Origin of the sequence: Kitasatospora sp. NBC_00240 (assembly GCF_026342405.1) — a bacterium.
Taxonomy (GTDB): domain Bacteria; phylum Actinomycetota; class Actinomycetes; order Streptomycetales; family Streptomycetaceae; genus Kitasatospora.
Genome location: NZ_JAPEMU010000001.1, coordinates 6,636,487 through 6,655,673 on the forward strand (window position 1 = coordinate 6,636,487; position 19,187 = coordinate 6,655,673).

Below are 19,187 nucleotides of genomic sequence, written 5' to 3' on the forward strand. Positions count from 1 at the left end.
TCAGTCCTGGTCGCCGTCGCCGTGCTTGGCGTCCCAGCGGGCGTTGGCTTCCTTCTGGATGCGGTCCATCCGGGCCTCAAGGCGCTTGGTGGACTTCCCGCGCGACTCGGCGCGGGCGGCGCGGGCGCAGAGCATGAACAGGCGGGCGGCGTCGCCGAGGTTGTCGGCGCCCATCTCGCGGGGGTCGAGGTAGGAGCGGGGTTCCTTCTTGGCCATGACGGGGTGTCTCCCGGGTCTTCAGGCGGCGCGGCGGTCGGGGAACGGGATCACGGTCGCCAGGCGGGCGACCGGCGCGGGGGCGATGTCGGGGGCAGGCTCACGCTCGGGCGGCGGGGTGCCACCGCCCTCGGTGTCGGTGGGGCGGGTGCCGTCGTACTCGGCGAGGACCTGCCGGACGGCGGCGGAGTCGGACGCCGCGCCGCGCAGGGTCCAGGCGAACGCGGCGCCACCGAGGGCGGCGGGGCCGAACAGGACGGCGGCCGCCACGATGTCGACGGTGCTCACTCGGCGCCCCCGCTCCGGGCCGCCAGCGCCAGCGCGTCCAGCACGGTCGTCCCGAGGGCCGAGAGCCGGGTCTCGATGGCCTGCCAGGACTCGGGGTCGATGTGCATGAGGGCCGCGAGAGCGGCCGGCGCGTGGCCGTCGGCGGCGGCGGTCAGGGCTTCGCGCAGGTGGACGGCGGCCAGCGGCCGGAGCGTCGGGGTGGTCATGGCAGGGCATCCTTTCGTCGCTGTGTGTAGCGGGAGGGAGGCAGGGGGCGGCCCGGGAGGCCCGTTTCCGGGGTCCCTGGGGGGCTGACCTGGGGCGCTTCCCTGCCTCCCTGGGAGAACAGGTGTCCTGATCAGGGCAGGGATGAGGGTTCAGGGAGGCTCACAGGGAGATCTCCCTGCCTCCCTGGCGGCTCCCTTTACTCTCCGTCGTCATCCGGGGCGTCCGCGTCCCGATCCGCGAGAGCGGAGAGCACCTTGGCGCGGGCGACGACCATCTGTCCGTCGGACTTGTACGGGGCGGCGCCGGCGCCCTCAAGCACGGCCTTGAGGTCCCCGAAGTTCCACTCCCGGTACTCGCCCGGGTTCGCGGCGGCGAGCCGCTGCAGAACCTCCTGGGTCCGCAGCCGGACCGCGTCCCCGAGGGCGGCTGCGATGTCCGCCAGCGGATCGGGTCCGCCCTCGGCCGGCGCGACGGCGGTCAGGGTGGTGACCCCGGCCCGCCGGGCCTTGGCCCGCTCCGCGATCTCGGCGGCCTGCTCGCCGGTGATGTAGTGGGTGCGGATGGTGGTGGCGGCCTGCCCGGGGGCGAGCTTGACGCCGTCACCGGCGACCACGACGGTTCCCCTGTCGGCTCCTTGGCGGAGCTTGTGCGGGGCGGCGCCGCCGTCGATGGCCTTGTCCCCCAGCGCCATCCGGGCCTGCTCCTCGGAGCCGAGCGCGAGAGAGGCCCGGATGTGGGCCCCCTCACGGACCAGCTTCGGCAGGTTCTCGTTCGTCGGGTCCTGGGTGCCCTGCCACAGGGTCACGTTCACCGCCCGGCCCTGGTTGTGGAGCTTGCGGGCCGCCATGAAGTACCGGGACGTGGCCTTCGTGCCGCCGTAGGGGCGCTTGTCGTCGCCGACGGCCGGGCACATGAACGCCATCTGCGCCTCGTCGACCAGCAGCAGGAGCGGGTGGAACCGGGGGTCGGTGCGGGCCATGTCCCGGGTCACGCCGTCGGTGGAGCCGGACTGCTCCAGCAGGACCAGACGCCGTTCCATCTCCCGCACGCCCTCTTCGAGCATGTGCGTCGCCTCGATCACGTGGTCATCGCTGGGACCCTGGACCAGGACGGTGGCGAGGCCGTTGAACATCCGCCAGTCACCTACGCCTTTGAGGTCCGCCACCCGGAACTCGACCGACGTGTCGAAGGCGAGCCACAGGGCCAGCGCCCGCAGTGCGGCGGTCTTGCCCTGGTTGGACAGGCCCGTGATCAGCAGGTGCCGCTGATGAACGCTCAGCAGCGCGGCATCCCCGCGCAGGTCCTGCCCCCACGGGGCGCGGCCGGTGTAGAGATCGGCGGTCATGTCCTGGTCGGTGACCAGCGGCGACGGCCCGATCGGCTCGTCCAGAGCACCACTGTCGGCGATCCACAGCCGCACGGTGCGGGCGGCGGTCGGGATGGTGACGAACACTTCGTGCTCGTGACGGGCCAGGTTCTCCGCGAGCTTGCGGCGGCGCCCCTGGACCTCGTTGGTCGACACCCCCGAGGGCAGTGTCACGTCCACTTCCACGCCGCAGCCTGCGATGCGGATCGGGCCGAGCATCCCGGCGCCGGCGTCGCCCATGTCCTTGATGGCGTTGCGGAGCGGTGCGATGCCCAGGTCACGCAGGGCCTTGACCACGATGGACGGCGTGATCGGCTCACCCACCGTGCTGCTCTGGGTGGTGGGCAGGGTCCAGGCCGGGGCGGCCTGCCGACGGCGCCCGACCGACCACATCGCGAGCAGGGCCGCCCACGGCGCGACGGCGACCAGCGGCCCCCACACGATGCTGACGAACACGACCGACCACCGGATCAGCTCTATGACCGTCATGATCGGGGTGACCACGTCCGTGATGTCCTTCTCGGCGATGGCCAGCACCACACCGAGTCCGAGCAGCCCGCCGGCCGTTGCCCCGACCCCGACAGCCGCGTTCTTCGCGACTCGGATCGGGGAGGTCAGCAGGTCCATCCGGCGCTGATGACGGGCGGCCCGGAACGCGGCCGCCCGAACCTCCCACTCCAAAGCCTGCTCGTGCTGGCCGGCGGCTTCGGCGGTGCGCATCATCCGCTCGTAGCGGGCGGTACTCCGGCCGTCCCACCCGCGCTTGGCGAGGATGCCCCCGCCCCGCACCACGTAGGACCCGTGCCGCACGACCAGACGGGCCGTGGTCCGGGTCCGCTCGTCGGTCAGGAACACCCGCACCGCCCGCCGCTCGCGCACCCACGCCGGAGCCTTCGGGACGACGGACGGGCGCGGGGTGGCCGGGCCCGGCAGCACCACCCCTTCGAGCGGCGGGGCGACGTACACCGAGTCCGGGTCGAGGTCGGCCGGGGCGGTGGCGGTGGTGCTGCGGGCGGCGCGGGCCTTGCCGAGGTCCACCACGACCCCGCCCGGGGTGTCGTGGGTGGTGCTGTGTGGCTGGTTCACTGGTGGTTCCTTCCTCACAGATCAAGTGGTGCGGAAAGGGCCCCGGGGCGGCCGGACACGCCGGCAAGCTGAGCGGTCGCCCCGGGGTGACATCAGGCCTGGTGGATGTTGAGGGTGACGCCCGCCTGGTCGGCGGCGGCTTGACGGTCGGCCAGGTCCTGGCTGCCGTGGACGGTGGCGGACGCGGTGGTGCCGAGGGCGCTGCTCAAGCGGTCCTGATAGGCACTGCCGTCGGCGTTGGTGGCGGTGACGACGTACGTGGGCTGGGTGTTCTCGGCCATGGCCGTTTCTCCTCGGGTAGCAGCGATGCGGGTCAGTGCTGGTGGGGCGGCCAGGGCAGGGCGCGGCAGGTGGCGGCGTGCTCGTTGGCGCTGTTGCGGGCGGTGGGCCGGTGGGTGGGGCTGAAGCTGTGGGCGCCGCAGCCCAGGCACAGCCACTCGTAGTCGGTGGGGGTGCCGCCGGTGTTGTGGAGCAGGGCGACCAGGGCGGAGCCCAGGTTCAGGAACAGGGCGACGGTGCCGACCGGCACCCCGGTGGCATCCTTGGCGAACTCGCGGTTCATGCGGGCTTCCTCGTCTCTGAGGTCAGGCAGCGAGCGGGACGGTGTCGGCGCAGGGCAGGCAGGTGCCCAGGTGCGCGGGGAGGACGTATCCGGCGTCCCTGCCGCAGTCGGGGCAGATGCGCCGGGCCCGGTTGGCGGCCGTCAGGGCGGCCCACTTGGCCGGGGTCATCGGCCTGACCGGGACGGCCAGGGCGGCGCGGTAGAGGTAGGCGGCCCGGATGCCCCTGCGGGTGTTCCAGAGGATCTGTGCCGCGACCGGCTGACCGCCCGGCCGCAGGCCCTGGGCGCGGAGCTGTCGGCGGGTGGCGTAGTCGTCGGGGGCCATCCGCCACGGGAAGGTGGGGATGCCCCCGAACCGGGACCCCTCGGGGTCCCAGAAGCGCGGGCGGCTCACGATGCCTGCTCCGCCGGCGCCTCACCCTCGGCCGGAGCGGCGTCGGGGACGGCGTGCAGCGCCGGCCGCTCGGCCCGCTCGGCCTTCAGGGCGTCCCGCAGGGTCCGGGCGTTGACCGACGACGTACGGACCGCCTCCCGGATCCGGTCGGCCGTCAGCTCCCGATCCGACCACCCGGCGGTGGCCGACCGGGCCTCGGCGAGAAGCTCCACCGGCGTCCGACTCGGCTTCACGCTCCGGGCCGACTTCGGAACCGACCCGGTCGCCCGACGCGCCCGACTCACGGGCGCTGCAACGGACTTGACCGTTCGGACCGGCTCCACCGCGACCGCAGGGGCGGTCGGCGCGGGAGCAGGGACCGGGGCGGGCGACTCGTAGACCGACTCGACCTCGGCCGGGTCGGTGTGTTCGGGCAGGTCAGACACCGACCGATTTACAGTGCTTTGGTCTTTTTCTGCCGGTTCGGGCTTGTGGTGCAGCACCTTGGCGACCAGGTCCGACCCGAAGTAGATCGAGCCGACCGGCAGGCTGCTGGCGAGCAGGACCAGCGCCCAGTGGGCGGGCGCCCAGTCGGCCAACCGCATCCGACCCGGCCCGTGCAGAGTCGGCACCAGCCCGTGCACGTAGTTGAGGACCAGCGAGGCGACCGTGTAGCCGACCAGGACCCGCAGCGCGAACCGCCGGTCGGCCCCGGTGAGGACCAGAACGGCGACCAGCGCCAGGGCCATCAGGCCATCCACGACCAGCGGGTAGACGGTCGCGGCGGTCGGGTCGGCCCCGATCGCGCCGGCCACGTCCTTGAGCGCGTTCCATGAGACCCGGAACGCCATGCCGACTACGGCCAGCAGCGCGGCCACGATCCAGAACTTCGCTGCCCGGCTCACCGTCGCGACCCCCGCTTCGGGGCTTCGGCGGTGAATCCGGCGTAGCCGCCCTCGGGCGGGACCGCACCACCGGTCAGGACTGCTTCGGTCGCGACCACGGCGGAGCCGATCACGGCGACGGTGACGGCGAGAGCGGTGTGTCCGCCGTCGGCGGCCGCACGGGCCGCCACCGAGGCGACCTGGGTCACGCGGCGGGCGCCGGCCGGCTCACCCTGCCCGCCGACCAGGACCGCCCCGATCAGGCGGTCTGCGGAATCACGGAAGCGCCCCATCAGGCAGCCACTCCCACCGGCACCACACGTGCGGCCGCGGTCCGGACCGGCCGCAGCGGGACCGGCGCCGACTTCAGCAGCCGCTCGGCGTAGGCGGCCAACTCCGGGTCCTCCCGGTACAGGTCCGCCAACATCCCTTCGGCCGCGTCCAGCCGAGCCTCACGCTCGGACGCCGACTCACCGGCCACGCCGGCGAACAACTCCACGTCCACGCCCAATGCCAGTTCGGCGAACTCCATCGGGTTCGCGGCGTACCGTCCTGCAACAATTGACCTCACGGGTCTACCTCTTCCTCTATGGGTGTGGGCCCGTGAGGGCTGCCGCGCTCCGGCCAAGGAACGCGCGGCAGCCCACCTCACAGGCCCGATGAAGCCAGCCATGCAGCGCTTGAGCGCTTGCCGGGCTGTGCGTGGACGGGGAGGGAATCGCACCCTCACCCCCGCAGGGGCCCGCTCCGGGCCGTCCGCCTATCGGTCTGCCTCCGCCTCTCCCCAGACACCTCCCTTCGCGGGGCTCTCGGCGGGACCTATTCAGTTCTCAAGGAACGAGCACTTCTTTTGGGGGGCTGTCACCCCACCCCTCCAGGCGCATCCGTGCAGGTCAGAGCAGCCCAAAGAAGGCCCCTCTTGGTCGCTTCCGCTTCTCTCGGCTTCGACACTCTCAACATAGACAACCTGCCTAGGCAGGTCAAGAGAGTTGGGTTTCTCGCGCCTGTTGGGCACCTGGCTTAGCATTGGCGCATGGCCCTAGACCCGGATGACTCTCGCCCCCCGTATCAGCAGGTCAGCAGCTCTCTGCGGGCCTCGATCCTGATGAAGAAGCCCGGGTTCGAGACCGGCGACAAACTTCCGTCCGGCCCTGAGCTGGCCAAGAGCTTCGGCGTGGCACGCGGGACGGTAGACAAGGCTCTCGACCTGCTCCGGACCGAGGGACTGATCGTGACCCGCCAGGGAAGCGGCTCGTTCGTGCGAGAGCGGACCTCTCGCCCGGTCGGCCTTCGGCCGCACCTGGAAGCGGCCTTCGAGCAGCAGCAAGTCACGCTCGACTTCGCAGGCTTCTCCAGTGAGACCCTGCACAACGCGCTGCAGGAGCCCCTCGACAAGGTTCGCTCCGGCCGGCTGGCCCCGGAGTCCATCACCGTGCGCTTGCTGCTGCCCGACACCACGGAACCAATGGCTGTCCCGGTGCTGGTGGAGGGGCTCAAGGATGAGGTCGCGCTTCGCGAGCGAGCGCGAAACATCGCGCTGACCAACGCGGGCGGAATCGCGCACTCGGTGGAGGTCCTGGCGGAGCTGGGACTGGTGCAGACTGCGAGCGTCCAGGTCAAGGTGCACCGAGCATCGAGCCTGTTCAAGCTGTACATCCTCAACCGAGCAGAAGCCTTCTTCGGCTTCTATCCCCTACGCGAGCGGACCATCGCAGTCGACGGTGCGGACCACACCTTCTTCGACGTGACGGGCAAGGACACCACTCTCTTCCACCACGCCGCCGGCCCGGACGATGCGTCGCTCGGGTCCCAGTACGTTCAGCAGGCCCAGATGTGGTTCGACAGCGTGTGGACCACCATCGCCTACGAGCGACAGCCATGAGCACCGCGCGAGGGTCGCTCGCGGACGTGCTTCGGCCGGTAAAACACGTCCTCCTGGACTTCGACGGCCCGGTCTGCTCCGTCTTCGCGGGATTTCCTGCCTCCGAGGTCGCACGACGACTCCGTGAGGGCCTGCTCGCCGTTGGCGAGCACACCCCACCTGGAGCCGAGGACGAGACGGATCCGCTTGCACTGCTCCGCCTGATCGCAGACGCCCGACCTGATCTCGCCAAGGTTACTGACGGAGCGTTGGCGGAAATGGAGACCGAAGCGGTGTTGGTCGGCCGGCCGAATGCGGGTGGAGAATCGGTCCTTCGGGCCTGCGCCCGCTCACGTCGTACGGTATCGGTGGTCAGTAACAACGCGCGTGTGGCCATCGAGACATACCTGACTGATCACGGTCTGAGCGACTACGTGAGTGGCGTCTTCGGTCGGACTCTAGGCGATCCGTCCTCCATGAAACCTAACCCGCGCCTCCTTCTAGGCGCCATGGAAGCCGCAAAATCCCGACCGGAGGATTGCGTTTTTATTGGTGATGCCACCCGGGATGTGGAGGCCGGAGACGCGGCGGGCGTTCTCACCATCGGCTATGCCAATAAGCCCGGGAAAGAGGCTAGGCTGACTGCCGCCGGTGCCGTCGTGGTTGTGAGCTCAATGCAGGCGATCGCAGACGCTTTGCTCTGAACGGCGAGGCCAGCGGTACGGCCAGCAGGCGAGGCAGCGCCATTTGTGTGAAGGTCTCCCCTGCGTGTTCAAGGCGCGCCAGCGTGTGACCTTGGCCGCTGGCAGATGCTCCTGTCTTCGCCCCGCTCCGCCAGTGTCCGCCGCCGGGGCAGCGGCCAGAACTCCTCCGCCGGCCGCGACTCTAGGCGAGCCCAGCCTGCTCCGCTTCGGCAACATAGTCGGAAACGCTCGCGTGCATCGCAGTTTCCGAGCGATTTCGGAGCATCCAGTAGAACCAATCAGGGATAAAAGAATTCGATTGACGAATAATATAGATCCTATCCTGCAGCCCCCTGCAATCCTCAATCTTTGGAAGATTTCCGCTTGCCAGTGATGATTCCCAAATTCCGGCCGCCTTGGAATCGGCCTTCTCTTTCCCGCGGGCACTTTCCATTCCGGTGCGCCATATTTCGGAAAGCTCTTTCAGGATGGGGACTAGTGGGGCAGCTGTCGCTAGCAAGAATTCAATGAGTGACAGCCCTTGTGCGATGGAGATCCCGACCCCTGCGGCAATTAGCGCAACGCCCAGCCACATTGCGACCGATGCCCACATTCGATGGATGGAAATTCCCCATGCAAGATTACTGCGCTGGCAGACGACTACATCCAGTGGATGTACGAGGGTTCCAGTGTCGCCGTACCAGTCAGATAGCCCGCCTCCCTTATGGCGTGCCGCGGCTTCCATGATCAGATTATTTGCAGGCCGATCACCGATAGCCGAATTCCAAGGAAGATTGAAAATTGACGTGTCAAACTCTTCCTGAACGCTAGAGGCCTCCTTGATCTTCCTTTTTTCCCTTGCTCCGCCTAGGATGCTGATGGAAAAGAGGATTACGGCGAATATAAGGCCAATCTGGGATCGCTGGCCAGGAAATACCATGGCTGAGACGACTCCCGTGATCCCACCTGCCAGCACGGTAGAAATTCTAACGTTATGTATTAGCTTTGCATCGGCATATAGACGTCGCTGGGCGGCAAGAAGACGGATGGACCGGTCCGAATTCTGCGCTTGCCCGATCGAGGGTGAATTGCTGGTCACTGTATTCCTTCATGTGATGCCTAGGGTCAGCCGTAGCTTGGGAACTTCGCTCCAAAAATAGACTTCCAGATCGTAATCGCCTTCCGATGGTCATTTCTGTCTCCATAAGTGCTGTACCAGGCATCCAGTGCCTGACCTTTCGTTTTTCGAACCTGCTCAATTGCGCGGGCGGCTCGATCATATGGGAGGTACGCAGTCACATCTGAGTCCTGGTGCCAGAGAAATTTCATGGATGACTCGGCCTTTTCAAGCCACTTGTATATGGCATAGCCAGTGTCATTCCAGTCGATGTTCCCTACCTTGAGTGCAATTACCTCCAGGTGGTAGCTCTGAAGGCTTACTTCCTGCCTCCTATTCCAGTCTTTGATCATTTTGATGACTCTCCTGAAATTCTCTCCATATGCGGATGAGGCGGCAGCTATCTGCTGAGAGTGCGTTGCTGGCTTAGTCTTAATCCACTCCTCTCTATTCATGTCGGGGATTTTGTAGTAAGCAACGCTCCCATCATTGTTTGTCACCCTGGAGGCTGGTACTACGTCGACATCAGGCCAGGAAGAAAACCTCATTGTTACGGCTTGGCCATTTCTTCGGATGCTGCCGGCGCCATACCCTAGTGCAGACTTCACCAAGGAGAGAAGACTGGATGGTCTCCTTCCATCGATATGCTGGCCAAAATGAAGGATGACCATCACATCAAGATCAGCATGTTCTTTTAGGGCCGTAAATCGGGGAATTGAGCCCATGGTGAACGAATCCAGAATATTGAGACTCGCGCCGAGGCGGCCGACAATCCAATCTTTTCTGGTGTTGGCGATTCCCCTATGGTCGCCAGGCAGGTTGATTGCGGCAAAGAAGGCATCGAAGGCGACAGCGACCGTATAGACCATTCGGGCATCCTATCCGTCATCGGTGTGATGTGTGCCACCCTCTGCGTAACTTTGTTCCTGATGTGATGGCATGGGCACGTTGAATGCGGTCGCCGTGGATGTGCCGTGAACGACGCCAGTGGCTGTACCTGCGCTCCGCGGGTTCCTGACACGCTTCGAGCGAGCGGCGGCCGCCTGGCAAGGCCGATCTCGGATAGTCAAGTTGCTGGGCCGGCGAGACCCGGACCAATGGAGCTGATGCAGGGCTGAGCGTCCTACTGCGCTAAGACAGGCCCGTACATCGGCGGACAACCACGAACGCTCGGAGACTGATGCAGGTCAGCGGCACTCCTTCCTCATGTCGGACGGGCTTCAGGACGAAGAGGCTGTGCGGTTAGGGCCCGCCCCTAGTCGCGCAGAGGCCCCATCGGATCGAGCCCATCGGGGTCTCTGATGTGTCGTCCCCCTGCGAATGGCTACGGGCTAGCGATGCTGGCCGTGAAGCAAGCATCGGACTTCAGATCTGTTGGCCTTTATCAGAGTGGGTGGTTCATAGTGCTTGCCAGCGTGCCAGGATCGTGGGGACCAGTCTGCTTGTTGAAGGGGGCGTTGTGGGGCGTTCGTTGCGTGTGGGTGATGTGCTCCGGTACACGGCTGCGAAGGACACCGCGCCAGCGGCCATCGACGGCTTCGGCAACTTCTACTTCGTCACCGACAGTCCTGGTCAGAAGCGCGCACTGCTCGAAGCCGGCATCAATGCCATGGCCAAGGTCAAGACGAGTGAGGGTATGCGGCGGCCGGCAGTGATGATCCGGTCGAGCCCGTGGAAGGCAGGGTCCGAGCAGACTCCGTGGCACGACGTCTTCGACGTGACCAACGGGCACGTCCGCTACTTCGGCGACCACAAGCCCGACACGACGAAGCCAGTCGGTAGCACCACGGGTAACGCCGCACTGCTGGAGGCGTTCGACAGTCACCAGGCACCCACGGCCGTCGGGCGGGCTGCTGCGGCGCCTCTGCTGCTGTTCCGCTCCGTGTCGAAGAACGGCAAGGTCAAGGGGCACGTCGAGTTCTGCGGGGTTGGTCTGATCGAGCGCGCGGAGCGGGTACTTCAGTGGGGAGGGCCGGACCGGACGACGTTCACCAACTATGTCTTCGACCTCGTGGTGGTCGACCTCGCCGCGGAGGACGACAAGTTGGACTGGGACTGGGTAACCGCTCGGCGCGACCCCGGCCGGTCGGATGCCGAGGTGTTGAAGCTGGCCCCCGCGGCATGGCGCGAGTGGGTCAAGCACGGGCACTCGGTACTGCCGAAAGTGCGTCGCCGGGTAGCACGCGCACAGGTGGTCAAGGTGCGCGACCAGAAGCCGGCGACCGGGAGCAAGGTCGAAGCCGATCTGCAGGCGGTCTACAAGCGGTTCGACGACGACAAGCACGCGTTCGAGGTGCTGGCCGCGATCGTGGCGGCGAAGGTGATGCGGGCATCCGGACACAGCTATGACGAGGGCTGGCTCACCCGTCGCTCGGGGGACGGTGGCGCCGACTTCGTCGGTCGGTTGGACCTGGGCAGCGGTCTGGCCGGCACGAAGCTGGTCGTTCTGGGGCAGGCGAAATGCATCAAGCCGGGGACCCTGGTGGCGGCCGAGCAGATTGCACGGGTGGTCGCTCGACTCAGGCGCGGGTGGATCGGCGTGTATGTCACCACGGGGTCGTACTCGGAGCCGGCGCAGTTGGAGATGGTGGAGGATCAGTACCCGGTTGTGTTGATCAACGGGCAGGATCTGATCAAGGAGTTGTACGAGATCGCGGGCAAGGATCACGGCGGCGATCTCATGGCCTGCGTCGAGGATCTGCTGAGCAGTCGATCACTGGAAGTCCTCAACCGGCGGCCCGAGGAGATCCTTCTCGATTGAGCCGGCGTCGTTGGCATCCCCCGTGCCACAGGCGTGCACGATCGGGCGATATGTGGCGGTGCATTGTGGTCGGGCCGGGTCGGGCGGGCCACATGTCAGCGCCCGGGTCGGGCGGGCCACATGTCAGCGCCCGGGTCGCACGCCAAGCCTTTCAAGGCAGGTGTCCTCACTTGACCTGACATCAGTCGGTGACATCAACGTCGGCAGTCGATGACGAACCGCAGTAGCTGTCCACGCCGCACCGTCGGACTGTGGCGCCGGAGCTGGGCACGTCGCGCAGGCATCTGATCGAACTTACAAAGCAGATGTCGGCGGTTCGAAACCGTCCGCGCCCACATCCGGCGACCCATGGTCGCCAGCACGAAGGGCCAGTTCGGAGGCATGATCCTCAGGAACTGGCCCTCTGTCGTTCCCGGGGGCGGGGGAGTGCTCAGCCGGGCTGTGCCATCCCCGTGCCGGATGCCGCCGACTGCCCGGAGCGTCCTTTCGGCTGATGTCGGGGCCGGTCCGAAACCTCTTGGACGGCGGGGGGACCGGCTTGCTCAAATGGGAGACGGCCGCTGTTGGAGTCGAAGGGATGCGGCGATGACCGAGATCAGGCTGCACTTGTCGGTGCGCGGCCTCACCGCCGCGGACCTGCCGTCCTGCAGCTGGGCCGGCTCCCCCAAGCACGTGCGTGAGCTCGTCCACCAGATCCGCCGCGCCGATGCGGGCGAGATCGACTACCTGGCGGTGTGCACGCCGGTCGGGCTCCCGGTGGCGGTCGGCGGCATCGACTACACGGTCAAGCCCGGCGCCGGCACGCTCTGGCAACTCGGCGTCCACCCGGCCCTGCAGTCCTGCGGGATCGGCACGCTGCTGATCCGCTCCGCCGAGCAGCGGATCGGCGCCCGGGGCCTGTCCCGCGCCGAACTCGGCGTCGAGGAGAGCAACCCGCGCGCTCGCGCCCTCTACGAACGCCTGGGCTACCGGGCCTTCAGCCGTGAGCTCGACTCCTGGGACGTGGAAGCCGAGGACGGCTCGCTCCAGCGGTACGAGACGATGTGCACGCTGATGCGCAAGGACCTGACGTGAAGCTGGATTTCGCGGCGTTCATCGCCGAGGCGACGGCCGACCCCGCCGTCGTCGGGCTCGTTCTCAAGGGCTCCCGGGCCCACGACGGCATGACCACCCCTCACTCCGACCACGACCTCTACGTCATCCTCGCCGACGACGCGGCGAGCGAGCTGGCCGCGCTCGACGGCTACCGCTCCGCGCGGCTCGACCTGGTCGTCACCACCCTCGGACGGTTCCGCCGGCCCGCCGACTGGGAGCGGTACGCCATCGCCCGCGCCCGTGTACTGGTCGACCGCTGCGACGGGGAGGTCACCCGGATCGTCGCCGAGATGGGACGGCTCGGCGCCGACGAGGCCTTCCGGTCCGGTGCCGCCCTGCTGGACGCCTACGCCAACTCGCTCTACCGCTCGGTCAAGAACCACCGCGATGGCAACCGGCTCGCGGGCCACCTCGACGCGGCCGCCAGTGTCGGATTCCTGCTCGACCTGCTCTTCGCCCTGGACCGCCGACCGCGCCCGTACAACAAGTACCTCGCCTGGGAGCTGGACCGGTTCCCGCTGCCCGGCTGGGAGAGCGCCGCGCTGCTGGACACCGTCGCCCGGATCACCGCGACCGGCGAAGTGGCGCCGCAGCAACGGCTCTTCGCCCGGGTCGAGGCGGATGCCCGGGCCGCCGGCCACGCGGCGGTGCTGGACGCCTGGGGCGATGATCTGCGACTGATGCGGCCCCACCCGGACTCCCCGACCCGCCAGCCCTCCTGACCCGGGTCGACAGTCGAATCGGGCAAAAGCGGCCCAGAGCGTCATCCAAGGTCTATTCGGGGCGCCGAGAGCCTGGTACGTACGACTGGACTACTGCGCCCAGCGTCCCATGGTCGGCGCGGTGCCGATCAGGCACTCGATGTCGCTCTGGAAGCCAACGAGGGCGTGGGCGGTCAGGCGCAGATGGCCCTCAAGGCAGACCAGGTTGTCCTGCCTTCCGCCGACGAGGATGAGCGGAGGAAACCGCTCGCCTCCGATGAGCGCCCGGGCTGCGTCGACGAACGGTTCGTTACGCACGTCGAACGCCCGTAGCCCCGCCATGATGCGTGCGGCCGCATCGATCGGCCGGCGGCTGCCACCCGACAGTTCGACCCAGTAGGAATAGTCGAGGTAGCGCACGCCGACCGCCTCGTCGGCGGACAGGAGTGCCCTGACCCACGTGACGTGACCGGGGAAGTTCTCGAACAGGTCGCGGTTCTCGCCGTACCCGCGCGTCGCAGCGAGCAGTGCGCGACGTGCGACGTTCGCTCCAGCGTCGGAGAGGTCCGGATGCGTCAGCAATCGCTCGACCTGCCCGGCTGCCGCCAGGTGGGACCGGAGGTTCTGACCGAACCTCCGGCTGGACAGCTCGCCGCTCAGGAAGCAGGCGACCATCTCGTCCTCACTGCTCATACCCAGTACCCGCACGACGGTCAGCATAGGAGTGACGGAGTTGCCCGGCAGAGCAATGTTCATGACCTGTGGATCGGCCTCGGGTCGGACGCGCAGGGCGTACCTTCCCGAGTGATCGACTTCTGGTCATCGAGTAGGCCGATGTCGCGCCGTCGGTCGGGAAGGCGCGCCCGTGCTGAGGGTAGTGAATGCTGATGGAACGGCCGAGACCGGCTCCAGGATCGACGACATCGTCCGCGAGGCGGATGCCGGCCGTCGCTCTGGAGGCTGAAGTCAACTCCTCCAGCGCTGAGTTGGCCGACCAGGGAGCCGTGGATGAACCCCTCCTCGTTGCCCTTGTCCGCACCGGGGCCCGCTTTGAACGCGGCCGGCTCGTGAACGGCCGCAGACGAACCGCGGCGTGAACAGAGTGGCGGACCGGCCTCGAAGTTCGAGAACATCCGGTCATGTTGGATGGCACGGCAGGACAGGACCTTCCGGTCGGCTTCGGGTTCCGCCCGTATCGCGGCGACGAGGACCACGGCGCCATGGCCGCGGTGCGGCTGGGGTGTGTTGAACGGGACCGGGTCGATGTCCATTCGGTTGTGGAAGGGCTCCCGACAGCGGCCGAGATCGCCGAAGCTGCTGTCAAAGCGGAGGAGCCGTCCAAGAACCAGATCCTGGTGGTGCTCGACGGGAGCGTCGTCGGCTACTCGACGATCCAGTGGTGGGAAGAACGCGACGACACCTGGCTGTACCTGCACCGCGGCCACCTCTTGCCCGAGCATCGCGGCCAGGGCATCGGCTCAGCCATGCTGAGCTGGGCCGAAGAGCGGATCCGGCAGCTCGTCAAACAGCATGGAACGGCGCGGACGGCAGTGATCGGCGCGAACGCCATGGCCTCCGAACTGGACGCCACGGCACTTCTGCGCGCAGCCGGCTACCGACGTGTCTTCAGTCTGGTCGAGCTGGAGCTGGGCGATCTGCGGCAGCTGCCCGAGCCGGGCGGCGAACCGCCGGCCGGGATACGGACAGGGCCGATCGGGACAAGCCACTACCGGGCAGCCTGGAGGACGGTCGTCAATTCGTATGCGGACACCGGCTTCACTCGGAGATGGCCTTTCCAGGACTTCGTCGACACCGCCGACCCGGCATGCTGGAGGGCTGCCTGGAACGGGCAGGACATGGTCGGCGTCGCCCTCTGCTCCGTCCGCGGTCAGGACCGCACCGTGGGCGAGGTGGAAGAGCTGAGTGTCCGGACGGACCAGCGACGCCTCGGAATCGGCCGGGTCCTGCTGCTGGACGGGCTGCGGAGCCTTCGCGAGCAGGGTGCAACGACCGCCCGGCTGTTCACGGGCACGGCAAACCCGTACCGGTCCTACGACCTTTACGAGAGTGTGGGGTTCCGGCGGCAGAACGAGTACGTCCGTTACCGCAAGCCGCTTGCTTGATCGGCCGGCCATGCGGCTGTCCGGTCGGTCCACAGGATTTGACAATGCCTCGGCCCGGCGCCGCCCGGGCAACTCCGTCACTCCGCGCCAGTGCTGACCTCATCACTGCTTACGGCATCGCCGATGCCCTGGGGACCGGCGACTGTGCCGGGAGCGGGCCGGGTGCGCCTCCCGCTGGGCTGTCCCGCATCTCCTAGGAGCCGGGTCTCCCCGACGCCGTGCGGCCGGGTCGGTCGGGGCCGGGCTCGCTCTGCAGACGCGACGGCAGCGCTGGCGAGGCCGCGTCGGACGCCGCAAGGGGAGGTGGTGAGCAACGTTTTTCTCCCCGGCTCCAGGGTTGCTTCGTTCGCGGGGCTGGCCCGCCGCTCGCCCTGGCTCCTGTCCGCGCCCCGCTCTTGGCTCGGTGTCTCCGTGGCGGAGAGTCGGGTGGTGAGTGTCGGTCGCCGCCGGGCCACGTGCGGAGAAGGTGGGCTGCCGTACGGCTCGTCCTCGGAGGCCTCTCTGTCAGTCCCCGACCGTAAGGTGCGCTCGCGAGCGTGATCGGGCGGACCTTGATCCTGGAGGCTGGGACGTGCTGCTGGAGAACAAGATCGCCATCGTCTACGGCGCCGGCGGTGCGGTCGGTCGAGCGGTGTCCCGGGCCTTCGCCCGGGAGGGGGCGCGGGTTTTTCTCACTGGTCGCAGGGTCGCGGGGCTTGAGGAGTTGGCGGCGGAGATCAGGGCCGGCGGGGGTCGGGCGGAGGTCGGCCTGGTCGATGCGCTCAGCCGGGACGAGGTCGAGCGGCATGCTGCCGAGGTGGTCGGGACGGCCGGTGGAATTGACATCTCGGTCAACGCGGTCAGCATCCGTGGAGACTTGCAGGGGACAGCGCTCGTGGACTTGTCGTTGGAGGATTTCCTTGCCCCGGTGAATGCGGCTGCGACGGCGAATTTCCTTACGGCGACGACGGCCGCTCGGCATATGGCTGAGAGGGGATCGGGGGTGATCGTGACCTTCTCGACCGCCGCGTCCCGTCTCTCCGGGCGTGACCAGGGTTTTCACGCGACCGGTGGCTTTGGTGTCGCCTGTGGCGCGGTGGAGCTGCTGTCGCGGCATCTGGCCGGCGAGGTGGGGCCGTCGGGGGTGCGGGTGGTCTGTCTTCGGCCGGACGGGATCCCGGATGCCTGGGTGGCCTGGGGCATGATCGAGGATGCCGCGCCCGATCCGGAAGGCAGCTCGACGGTCAAGGCGTACATGGAGCGCGGCACGGCGCTGCGTCGGCTGCCCAAGTTGGCCGAAGTCGCGGACACTGCGGCATTCATGGCGTCCGACCGGGCCGGCGCCGTCACGGGGACGGTGGTCAACCTCAGCTGCGGGTCCGTTCTCGACTGAATCGGTCCTCCGCTGCCTGCGCCGGCTGGAACTCCGCGAGCCATGCCGGGCTCCGGCGCGTCATCCGTCGGCGGCACTGAGGGGGAGGGTGTGGCGTACTCCGGCCTCGTCCCCGTTTGTCCGAAGCGGTGACCTGGCGCGTGCTGAGTGCTTCAATGGCCCCCGACGGAGCGGTACTTGATCGACGGGGGAGTGGTACGAGGATGCGGAAGTCCTACTACGCGGCGCACGTCTACATGATCCTGGGCGTGATCTCGGGGCTGTACTACCGGGAGTTCACCAAGGCCAACGACTTCGAGGGTGACACCCAACTGGCGCTCATCCACACGCATTTGCTGGCGTTGGGAATGCTGGGGTTCCTCATCGTGCTGGCCCTGGACAAGCAGTTCCAGCTGTCCGGGACGCGGCTGTTCACCTCCTTCTTCTGGTTCTACAACGCCGGGATCGGCATCACCGTCTCGATGATGTTCGTCCACGGCACCGAGACCGTGCTGGGCAGCAAGGTGCCGGAGGCCGTGTCGATGACGGCCGGGCTGGGGCACATCCTGCTCACGGTCGGGTTGATCCTGTTGTTCGTGCTGCTGGGCAAGCGCCTCAAGGAGCCGGCGGCGTCCGAGGTGAAGGAGTCGGCTTCCGCGGAGACGTCGGCCTGAGGTGCGCCTGGGGGCGGGGGGAGCACGGATGGGGGACGGGTGCACCGCCTGATCGGACCCACCCGGGTGCGGGCGGGCGGAACCAGCGATCGGATAGGGGCATGGCTACTACGCAACGCTGGCTGGCGAGGTACTCCGAGCAGCTGATCCACCTCGCCGAGGACATCGATCCGAACGCGGCCGTCCAGTTCGTCCGCGAGGTGTACGAGGCCGGCCGGGCGGCTGGCATCGCGGAGGTGGAGAACGGGAAGCGCGAGTCCGAGTAGAGCGGTGTAGCCGTAGGTGGCGAGTCCGCCGAGGGCCGCGCCGGCCAGGCCGCCGAGGCCGGCCAGGGTGATCGCCTCGGTGAGGAACTGGGTGAGGATCTGTGACCGGTTGGCCCCGAGGGAGCGCCGGAGGCCGATCTCCTGGCGGCGTTCCAGGACGGCGATGACCATGGTGTTGGCCACGCCGACGCCGCCGACCAGCAGGGCGACCGCGCCCAGGCCCAGCAGCAGGGCGTTGAAGGTGTTCTTGGCGGCGAGCTGGGCGGCCAGCGCGTCGGACGGACGGCTGACCTTGACCTCGTTGGGGCCGGCGGGGTTGACGGTCGGGGCGAGGACGTCGCGGACCTGTTCGACGGCGGACTCGGCGGTGCGGGTGTAGACGGTGGTGGGGTGGCCGTCGAAGTCCAGGTAGCCGGTCGCGGCCTGCCAGCCGACCAGGGCGGCGGTGTCGAGTTCGGGGGCGAGCGGTACCGGGTCGAGGATGCCGGTGACCGTGAACCATTGCTGGCCGAGCCGAACCAGGCCACCCGGCTGCTCGACGGCCAGCCGGGCCGCTGCCTTCGAACCCAGCACGACGGTCGGGTACTTGCTGGTGGCGGCGGTCAGGAAGCGGCCGCTGCGGAGGTGGCCACCGACGGTGTCGAGCAGGTCCTCGCGGGCGGCCAGGACGGCGATGCCACCGGTGATGCCGGCGTCGACGTGGTCGTTGCGTCGTACGCTCGCCCGGGTCCTGCCGGTCGCGGTGGCCGAGGTGACCGGGTCGATCCGCTCGACCATGGCGTCGGCGTCGGTGGGGAGCGGGCTGTCCTTGCCGGTGAAGCTCTGGCCCGGCCCGACGGTGAGCAGGTTGGTGCCCAGTCTGGCTATCTGGGACGCGAGTTGCGCCTGGCTGGAGGTGCCGATGCCGATCACGGCGACCATCGCCGCCACGCCGATGGCGATGCCGAGGGCGGAGAGGGCGGCCCGCAGTTTGCGGCCCCGCAGGCCGGAGACGCCGACCGCCAGGGCGTCGCGGGGCCGGAGCCGGGCCGGCCTCGGCAGCGGGTGGACCGTACGGACGGTGTGGTCGCCGCGTACGGGAGTGGCTGTGGGGGAGTGCTGGTGCCGGGGGCGGTGGTCGGGCGACCCATGCGACCGCCTTCGTCCTGGTGTCCTCGCGGATCCGGCCGTCCAGGATCCGCACCCGGCGGGGGAGGGTGGCGGCGAGCTGGGGATCGTGGGTGATGACGGCGATGGTGGTTCCCTCGGCGTTGAGTTCGCGCAGGAGTTGGACGACGGAGGCGCCGGAGGCGGAGTCCAGGGCGCCGGTCGGTACGTCTGCGAGGACGATCTGCGGACGGGCGACCAGGGCGCGGGCGATCGCGGTGCGCTGGCGTTCGCCGCCGGACAGCTCGTGCGGGCGGTGGTCGAGCCGGTCGGCGAGGCCGACCCGGTCCAGCGCCTCGGTGGCCTGCCGGCGGCGCCGGGTGTGCCGTACGCCTTGGTGGAGCAGCCCGGTGGCGACGTTGTCCAGTGCGCTGAGGTTCGGGGAGAGGAAGCCCGGGCCCGCTGAGCAGCCGGACTGCTCTTCTCC

Annotated in this window: 21 protein-coding genes and 2 pseudogenes; 8 read left to right on the top strand and 15 right to left on the bottom strand. The window is 68.2% G+C overall.

Annotation, left to right across the window (positions count from 1 at the left end; genetic code table 11):
- The 10 genes from OG689_RS28390 to OG689_RS28435 form a co-directional block, all read right to left on the bottom strand.
- Positions 1 to 216: a hypothetical protein gene (locus OG689_RS28390; protein WP_266323694.1), complete on the bottom strand. Its 216-nt coding sequence runs from the start codon at positions 214 to 216 to the stop codon at positions 1 to 3.
- A gap of 21 nt (positions 217 to 237) precedes the next feature.
- Positions 238 to 504: a hypothetical protein gene (locus OG689_RS28395; RefSeq protein WP_266323695.1), complete on the bottom strand. Its 267-nt coding sequence runs from the start codon at positions 502 to 504 to the stop codon at positions 238 to 240.
- Positions 501 to 710 (bottom strand): hypothetical protein, encoded by a 210-nt coding sequence (locus OG689_RS28400; protein ID WP_266323696.1) that lies wholly within the window; start codon positions 708 to 710, stop codon positions 501 to 503. Before OG689_RS28400 ends, OG689_RS28395 begins: the two co-directional genes overlap by 4 nt.
- A 197-nt stretch (positions 711 to 907) precedes the next feature.
- Positions 908 to 3,016, bottom strand: coding sequence for an FtsK/SpoIIIE domain-containing protein (locus tag OG689_RS28405; RefSeq protein WP_266327487.1), 2,109 nt, complete (start codon positions 3,014 to 3,016; stop codon positions 908 to 910).
- Positions 3,017 to 3,255: 239 nt separating this feature from the next.
- Positions 3,256 to 3,444 carry a hypothetical protein gene (locus tag OG689_RS28410; RefSeq protein WP_266323697.1) on the bottom strand — a complete coding sequence of 63 codons (189 nt, stop codon included), beginning with the start codon at positions 3,442 to 3,444 and terminating at the stop codon, positions 3,256 to 3,258.
- 32 nt (positions 3,445 to 3,476) lie between these two features.
- On the bottom strand, positions 3,477 to 3,725 hold the full coding sequence (locus OG689_RS28415) for a hypothetical protein (RefSeq protein ID WP_266323698.1): 249 nt from the start codon (positions 3,723 to 3,725) through the stop codon (positions 3,477 to 3,479).
- Between the two features lie 22 nt (positions 3,726 to 3,747).
- Entirely contained in the window at positions 3,748 to 4,119 is a 372-nt protein-coding gene (locus OG689_RS28420; RefSeq protein ID WP_323189334.1) for an RRQRL motif-containing zinc-binding protein, read from the bottom strand.
- On the bottom strand, positions 4,116 to 5,003 hold the full coding sequence (locus OG689_RS28425) for a DUF2637 domain-containing protein (protein ID WP_266323699.1): 888 nt from the start codon (positions 5,001 to 5,003) through the stop codon (positions 4,116 to 4,118). The genes OG689_RS28420 and OG689_RS28425 overlap by 4 nt, the downstream gene beginning before the upstream one ends.
- Positions 5,000 to 5,275, bottom strand: a complete 276-nt coding sequence (locus tag OG689_RS28430) for a hypothetical protein (protein WP_266323700.1) — start codon at positions 5,273 to 5,275, stop codon at positions 5,000 to 5,002. The genes OG689_RS28425 and OG689_RS28430 overlap by 4 nt, the downstream gene beginning before the upstream one ends.
- Positions 5,275 to 5,553, bottom strand: a complete 279-nt coding sequence (locus OG689_RS28435) for a hypothetical protein (RefSeq protein ID WP_266323701.1) — start codon at positions 5,551 to 5,553, stop codon at positions 5,275 to 5,277. The genes OG689_RS28430 and OG689_RS28435 overlap by 1 nt, the downstream gene beginning before the upstream one ends.
- Positions 5,554 to 6,015: 462 nt before the next feature.
- On the opposite strand from OG689_RS28435, the gene OG689_RS28440 reads away from it, so the two are divergent.
- Complete coding sequence (locus OG689_RS28440; protein ID WP_266323702.1) at positions 6,016 to 6,864, top strand: GntR family transcriptional regulator; 849 nt, start codon at positions 6,016 to 6,018, stop codon at positions 6,862 to 6,864.
- Positions 6,861 to 7,547 carry an HAD-IA family hydrolase gene (locus OG689_RS28445; RefSeq protein WP_266323703.1) on the top strand — a complete coding sequence of 229 codons (687 nt, stop codon included), beginning with the start codon at positions 6,861 to 6,863 and terminating at the stop codon, positions 7,545 to 7,547. Before OG689_RS28440 ends, OG689_RS28445 begins: the two co-directional genes overlap by 4 nt.
- Before the next feature lie 181 nt (positions 7,548 to 7,728).
- Here the strand turns inward: OG689_RS28445 and OG689_RS28450 are convergent, their stop codons facing one another.
- Entirely contained in the window at positions 7,729 to 8,625 is an 897-nt protein-coding gene (locus OG689_RS28450) for an S-4TM family putative pore-forming effector (RefSeq protein ID WP_266323704.1), read from the bottom strand.
- A gap of 26 nt (positions 8,626 to 8,651) precedes the next feature.
- On the bottom strand, positions 8,652 to 9,512 hold the full coding sequence (locus OG689_RS28455; protein ID WP_266323705.1) for a nucleotidyltransferase: 861 nt from the start codon (positions 9,510 to 9,512) through the stop codon (positions 8,652 to 8,654).
- Positions 9,513 to 10,120: 608 nt separating this feature from the next.
- On the opposite strand from OG689_RS28455, the gene OG689_RS28460 reads away from it, so the two are divergent.
- From OG689_RS28460 to OG689_RS28470, 3 genes are all read left to right on the top strand, one after another.
- Positions 10,121 to 11,404 carry a restriction endonuclease gene (locus OG689_RS28460; RefSeq protein WP_266323706.1) on the top strand — a complete coding sequence of 428 codons (1,284 nt, stop codon included), beginning with the start codon at positions 10,121 to 10,123 and terminating at the stop codon, positions 11,402 to 11,404.
- 585 nt (positions 11,405 to 11,989) lie between these two features.
- Positions 11,990 to 12,478, top strand: coding sequence for a GNAT family N-acetyltransferase (locus OG689_RS28465; RefSeq protein ID WP_266323707.1), 489 nt, complete (start codon positions 11,990 to 11,992; stop codon positions 12,476 to 12,478).
- On the top strand, positions 12,475 to 13,221 hold the full coding sequence (locus OG689_RS28470; RefSeq protein ID WP_266323708.1) for a hypothetical protein: 747 nt from the start codon (positions 12,475 to 12,477) through the stop codon (positions 13,219 to 13,221). Before OG689_RS28465 ends, OG689_RS28470 begins: the two co-directional genes overlap by 4 nt.
- Positions 13,222 to 13,311: 90 nt before the next feature.
- On the opposite strand, the gene OG689_RS28475 is transcribed toward OG689_RS28470, so the two are convergent.
- Entirely contained in the window at positions 13,312 to 13,956 is a 645-nt protein-coding gene (locus tag OG689_RS28475) for a hypothetical protein (protein WP_266323709.1), read from the bottom strand.
- A 383-nt stretch (positions 13,957 to 14,339) separates the two neighbouring features.
- On the opposite strand from OG689_RS28475, the gene OG689_RS28480 reads away from it, so the two are divergent.
- The 3 genes from OG689_RS28480 to OG689_RS28490 all read left to right on the top strand — a co-directional run bounded on the left by OG689_RS28480 (position 14,340) and on the right by OG689_RS28490 (position 17,348).
- Positions 14,340 to 15,323 carry a GNAT family N-acetyltransferase gene (locus OG689_RS28480; RefSeq protein ID WP_266323710.1) on the top strand — a complete coding sequence of 328 codons (984 nt, stop codon included), beginning with the start codon at positions 14,340 to 14,342 and terminating at the stop codon, positions 15,321 to 15,323.
- Between the two features lie 571 nt (positions 15,324 to 15,894).
- Positions 15,895 to 16,695 carry an SDR family oxidoreductase gene (locus OG689_RS28485; RefSeq protein ID WP_266323711.1) on the top strand — a complete coding sequence of 267 codons (801 nt, stop codon included), beginning with the start codon at positions 15,895 to 15,897 and terminating at the stop codon, positions 16,693 to 16,695.
- Between the two features lie 203 nt (positions 16,696 to 16,898).
- Positions 16,899 to 17,348, top strand: coding sequence for a DUF2871 domain-containing protein (locus OG689_RS28490; protein ID WP_266323712.1), 450 nt, complete (start codon positions 16,899 to 16,901; stop codon positions 17,346 to 17,348).
- A gap of 284 nt (positions 17,349 to 17,632) precedes the next feature.
- Here OG689_RS28490 and OG689_RS28495 read toward each other — a convergent pair.
- Together OG689_RS28495 and OG689_RS28500 are read right to left on the bottom strand one after the other, a co-directional pair.
- Positions 17,633 to 18,829: pseudogene (locus OG689_RS28495) on the bottom strand (ABC transporter permease); the annotation flags it as partial.
- A pseudogene (locus OG689_RS28500) lies at positions 18,762 to 19,148 on the bottom strand (ABC transporter ATP-binding protein); the annotation flags it as partial. The pseudogenes OG689_RS28495 and OG689_RS28500, both read right to left, overlap by 68 nt.
- Between the last annotated feature and the right edge of the window lie 39 nt (positions 19,149 to 19,187).

What these genes read in the sequence shown, in the direction of transcription:
- OG689_RS28390 (WP_266323694.1), bottom strand. Translation starts at nt 216, where the DNA reads ATGGCCAAGAAGGAACCCCGCTCCTACCTCGACCCCCGCGAGATGGGC.
- OG689_RS28400 (WP_266323696.1), bottom strand. Translation starts at nt 710, where the DNA reads ATGACCACCCCGACGCTCCGGCCGCTGGCCGCCGTCCACCTGCGCGAA.
- OG689_RS28410 (WP_266323697.1), bottom strand. Translation starts at nt 3,444, where the DNA reads ATGGCCGAGAACACCCAGCCCACGTACGTCGTCACCGCCACCAACGCC.
- OG689_RS28415 (WP_266323698.1), bottom strand. Translation starts at nt 3,725, where the DNA reads ATGAACCGCGAGTTCGCCAAGGATGCCACCGGGGTGCCGGTCGGCACC.
- OG689_RS28430 (WP_266323700.1), bottom strand. Translation starts at nt 5,275, where the DNA reads ATGGGGCGCTTCCGTGATTCCGCAGACCGCCTGATCGGGGCGGTCCTG.
- OG689_RS28440 (WP_266323702.1), top strand. Translation starts at nt 6,016, where the DNA reads ATGGCCCTAGACCCGGATGACTCTCGCCCCCCGTATCAGCAGGTCAGC.
- OG689_RS28445 (WP_266323703.1), top strand. Translation starts at nt 6,861, where the DNA reads ATGAGCACCGCGCGAGGGTCGCTCGCGGACGTGCTTCGGCCGGTAAAA.
- OG689_RS28455 (WP_266323705.1), bottom strand. Translation starts at nt 9,512, where the DNA reads ATGGTCTATACGGTCGCTGTCGCCTTCGATGCCTTCTTTGCCGCAATC.
- OG689_RS28465 (WP_266323707.1), top strand. Translation starts at nt 11,990, where the DNA reads ATGACCGAGATCAGGCTGCACTTGTCGGTGCGCGGCCTCACCGCCGCG.
- OG689_RS28475 (WP_266323709.1), bottom strand. Translation starts at nt 13,956, where the DNA reads ATGAACATTGCTCTGCCGGGCAACTCCGTCACTCCTATGCTGACCGTC.
- OG689_RS28480 (WP_266323710.1), top strand. Translation starts at nt 14,340, where the DNA reads ATGTTGGATGGCACGGCAGGACAGGACCTTCCGGTCGGCTTCGGGTTC.
- OG689_RS28490 (WP_266323712.1), top strand. Translation starts at nt 16,899, where the DNA reads ATGCGGAAGTCCTACTACGCGGCGCACGTCTACATGATCCTGGGCGTG.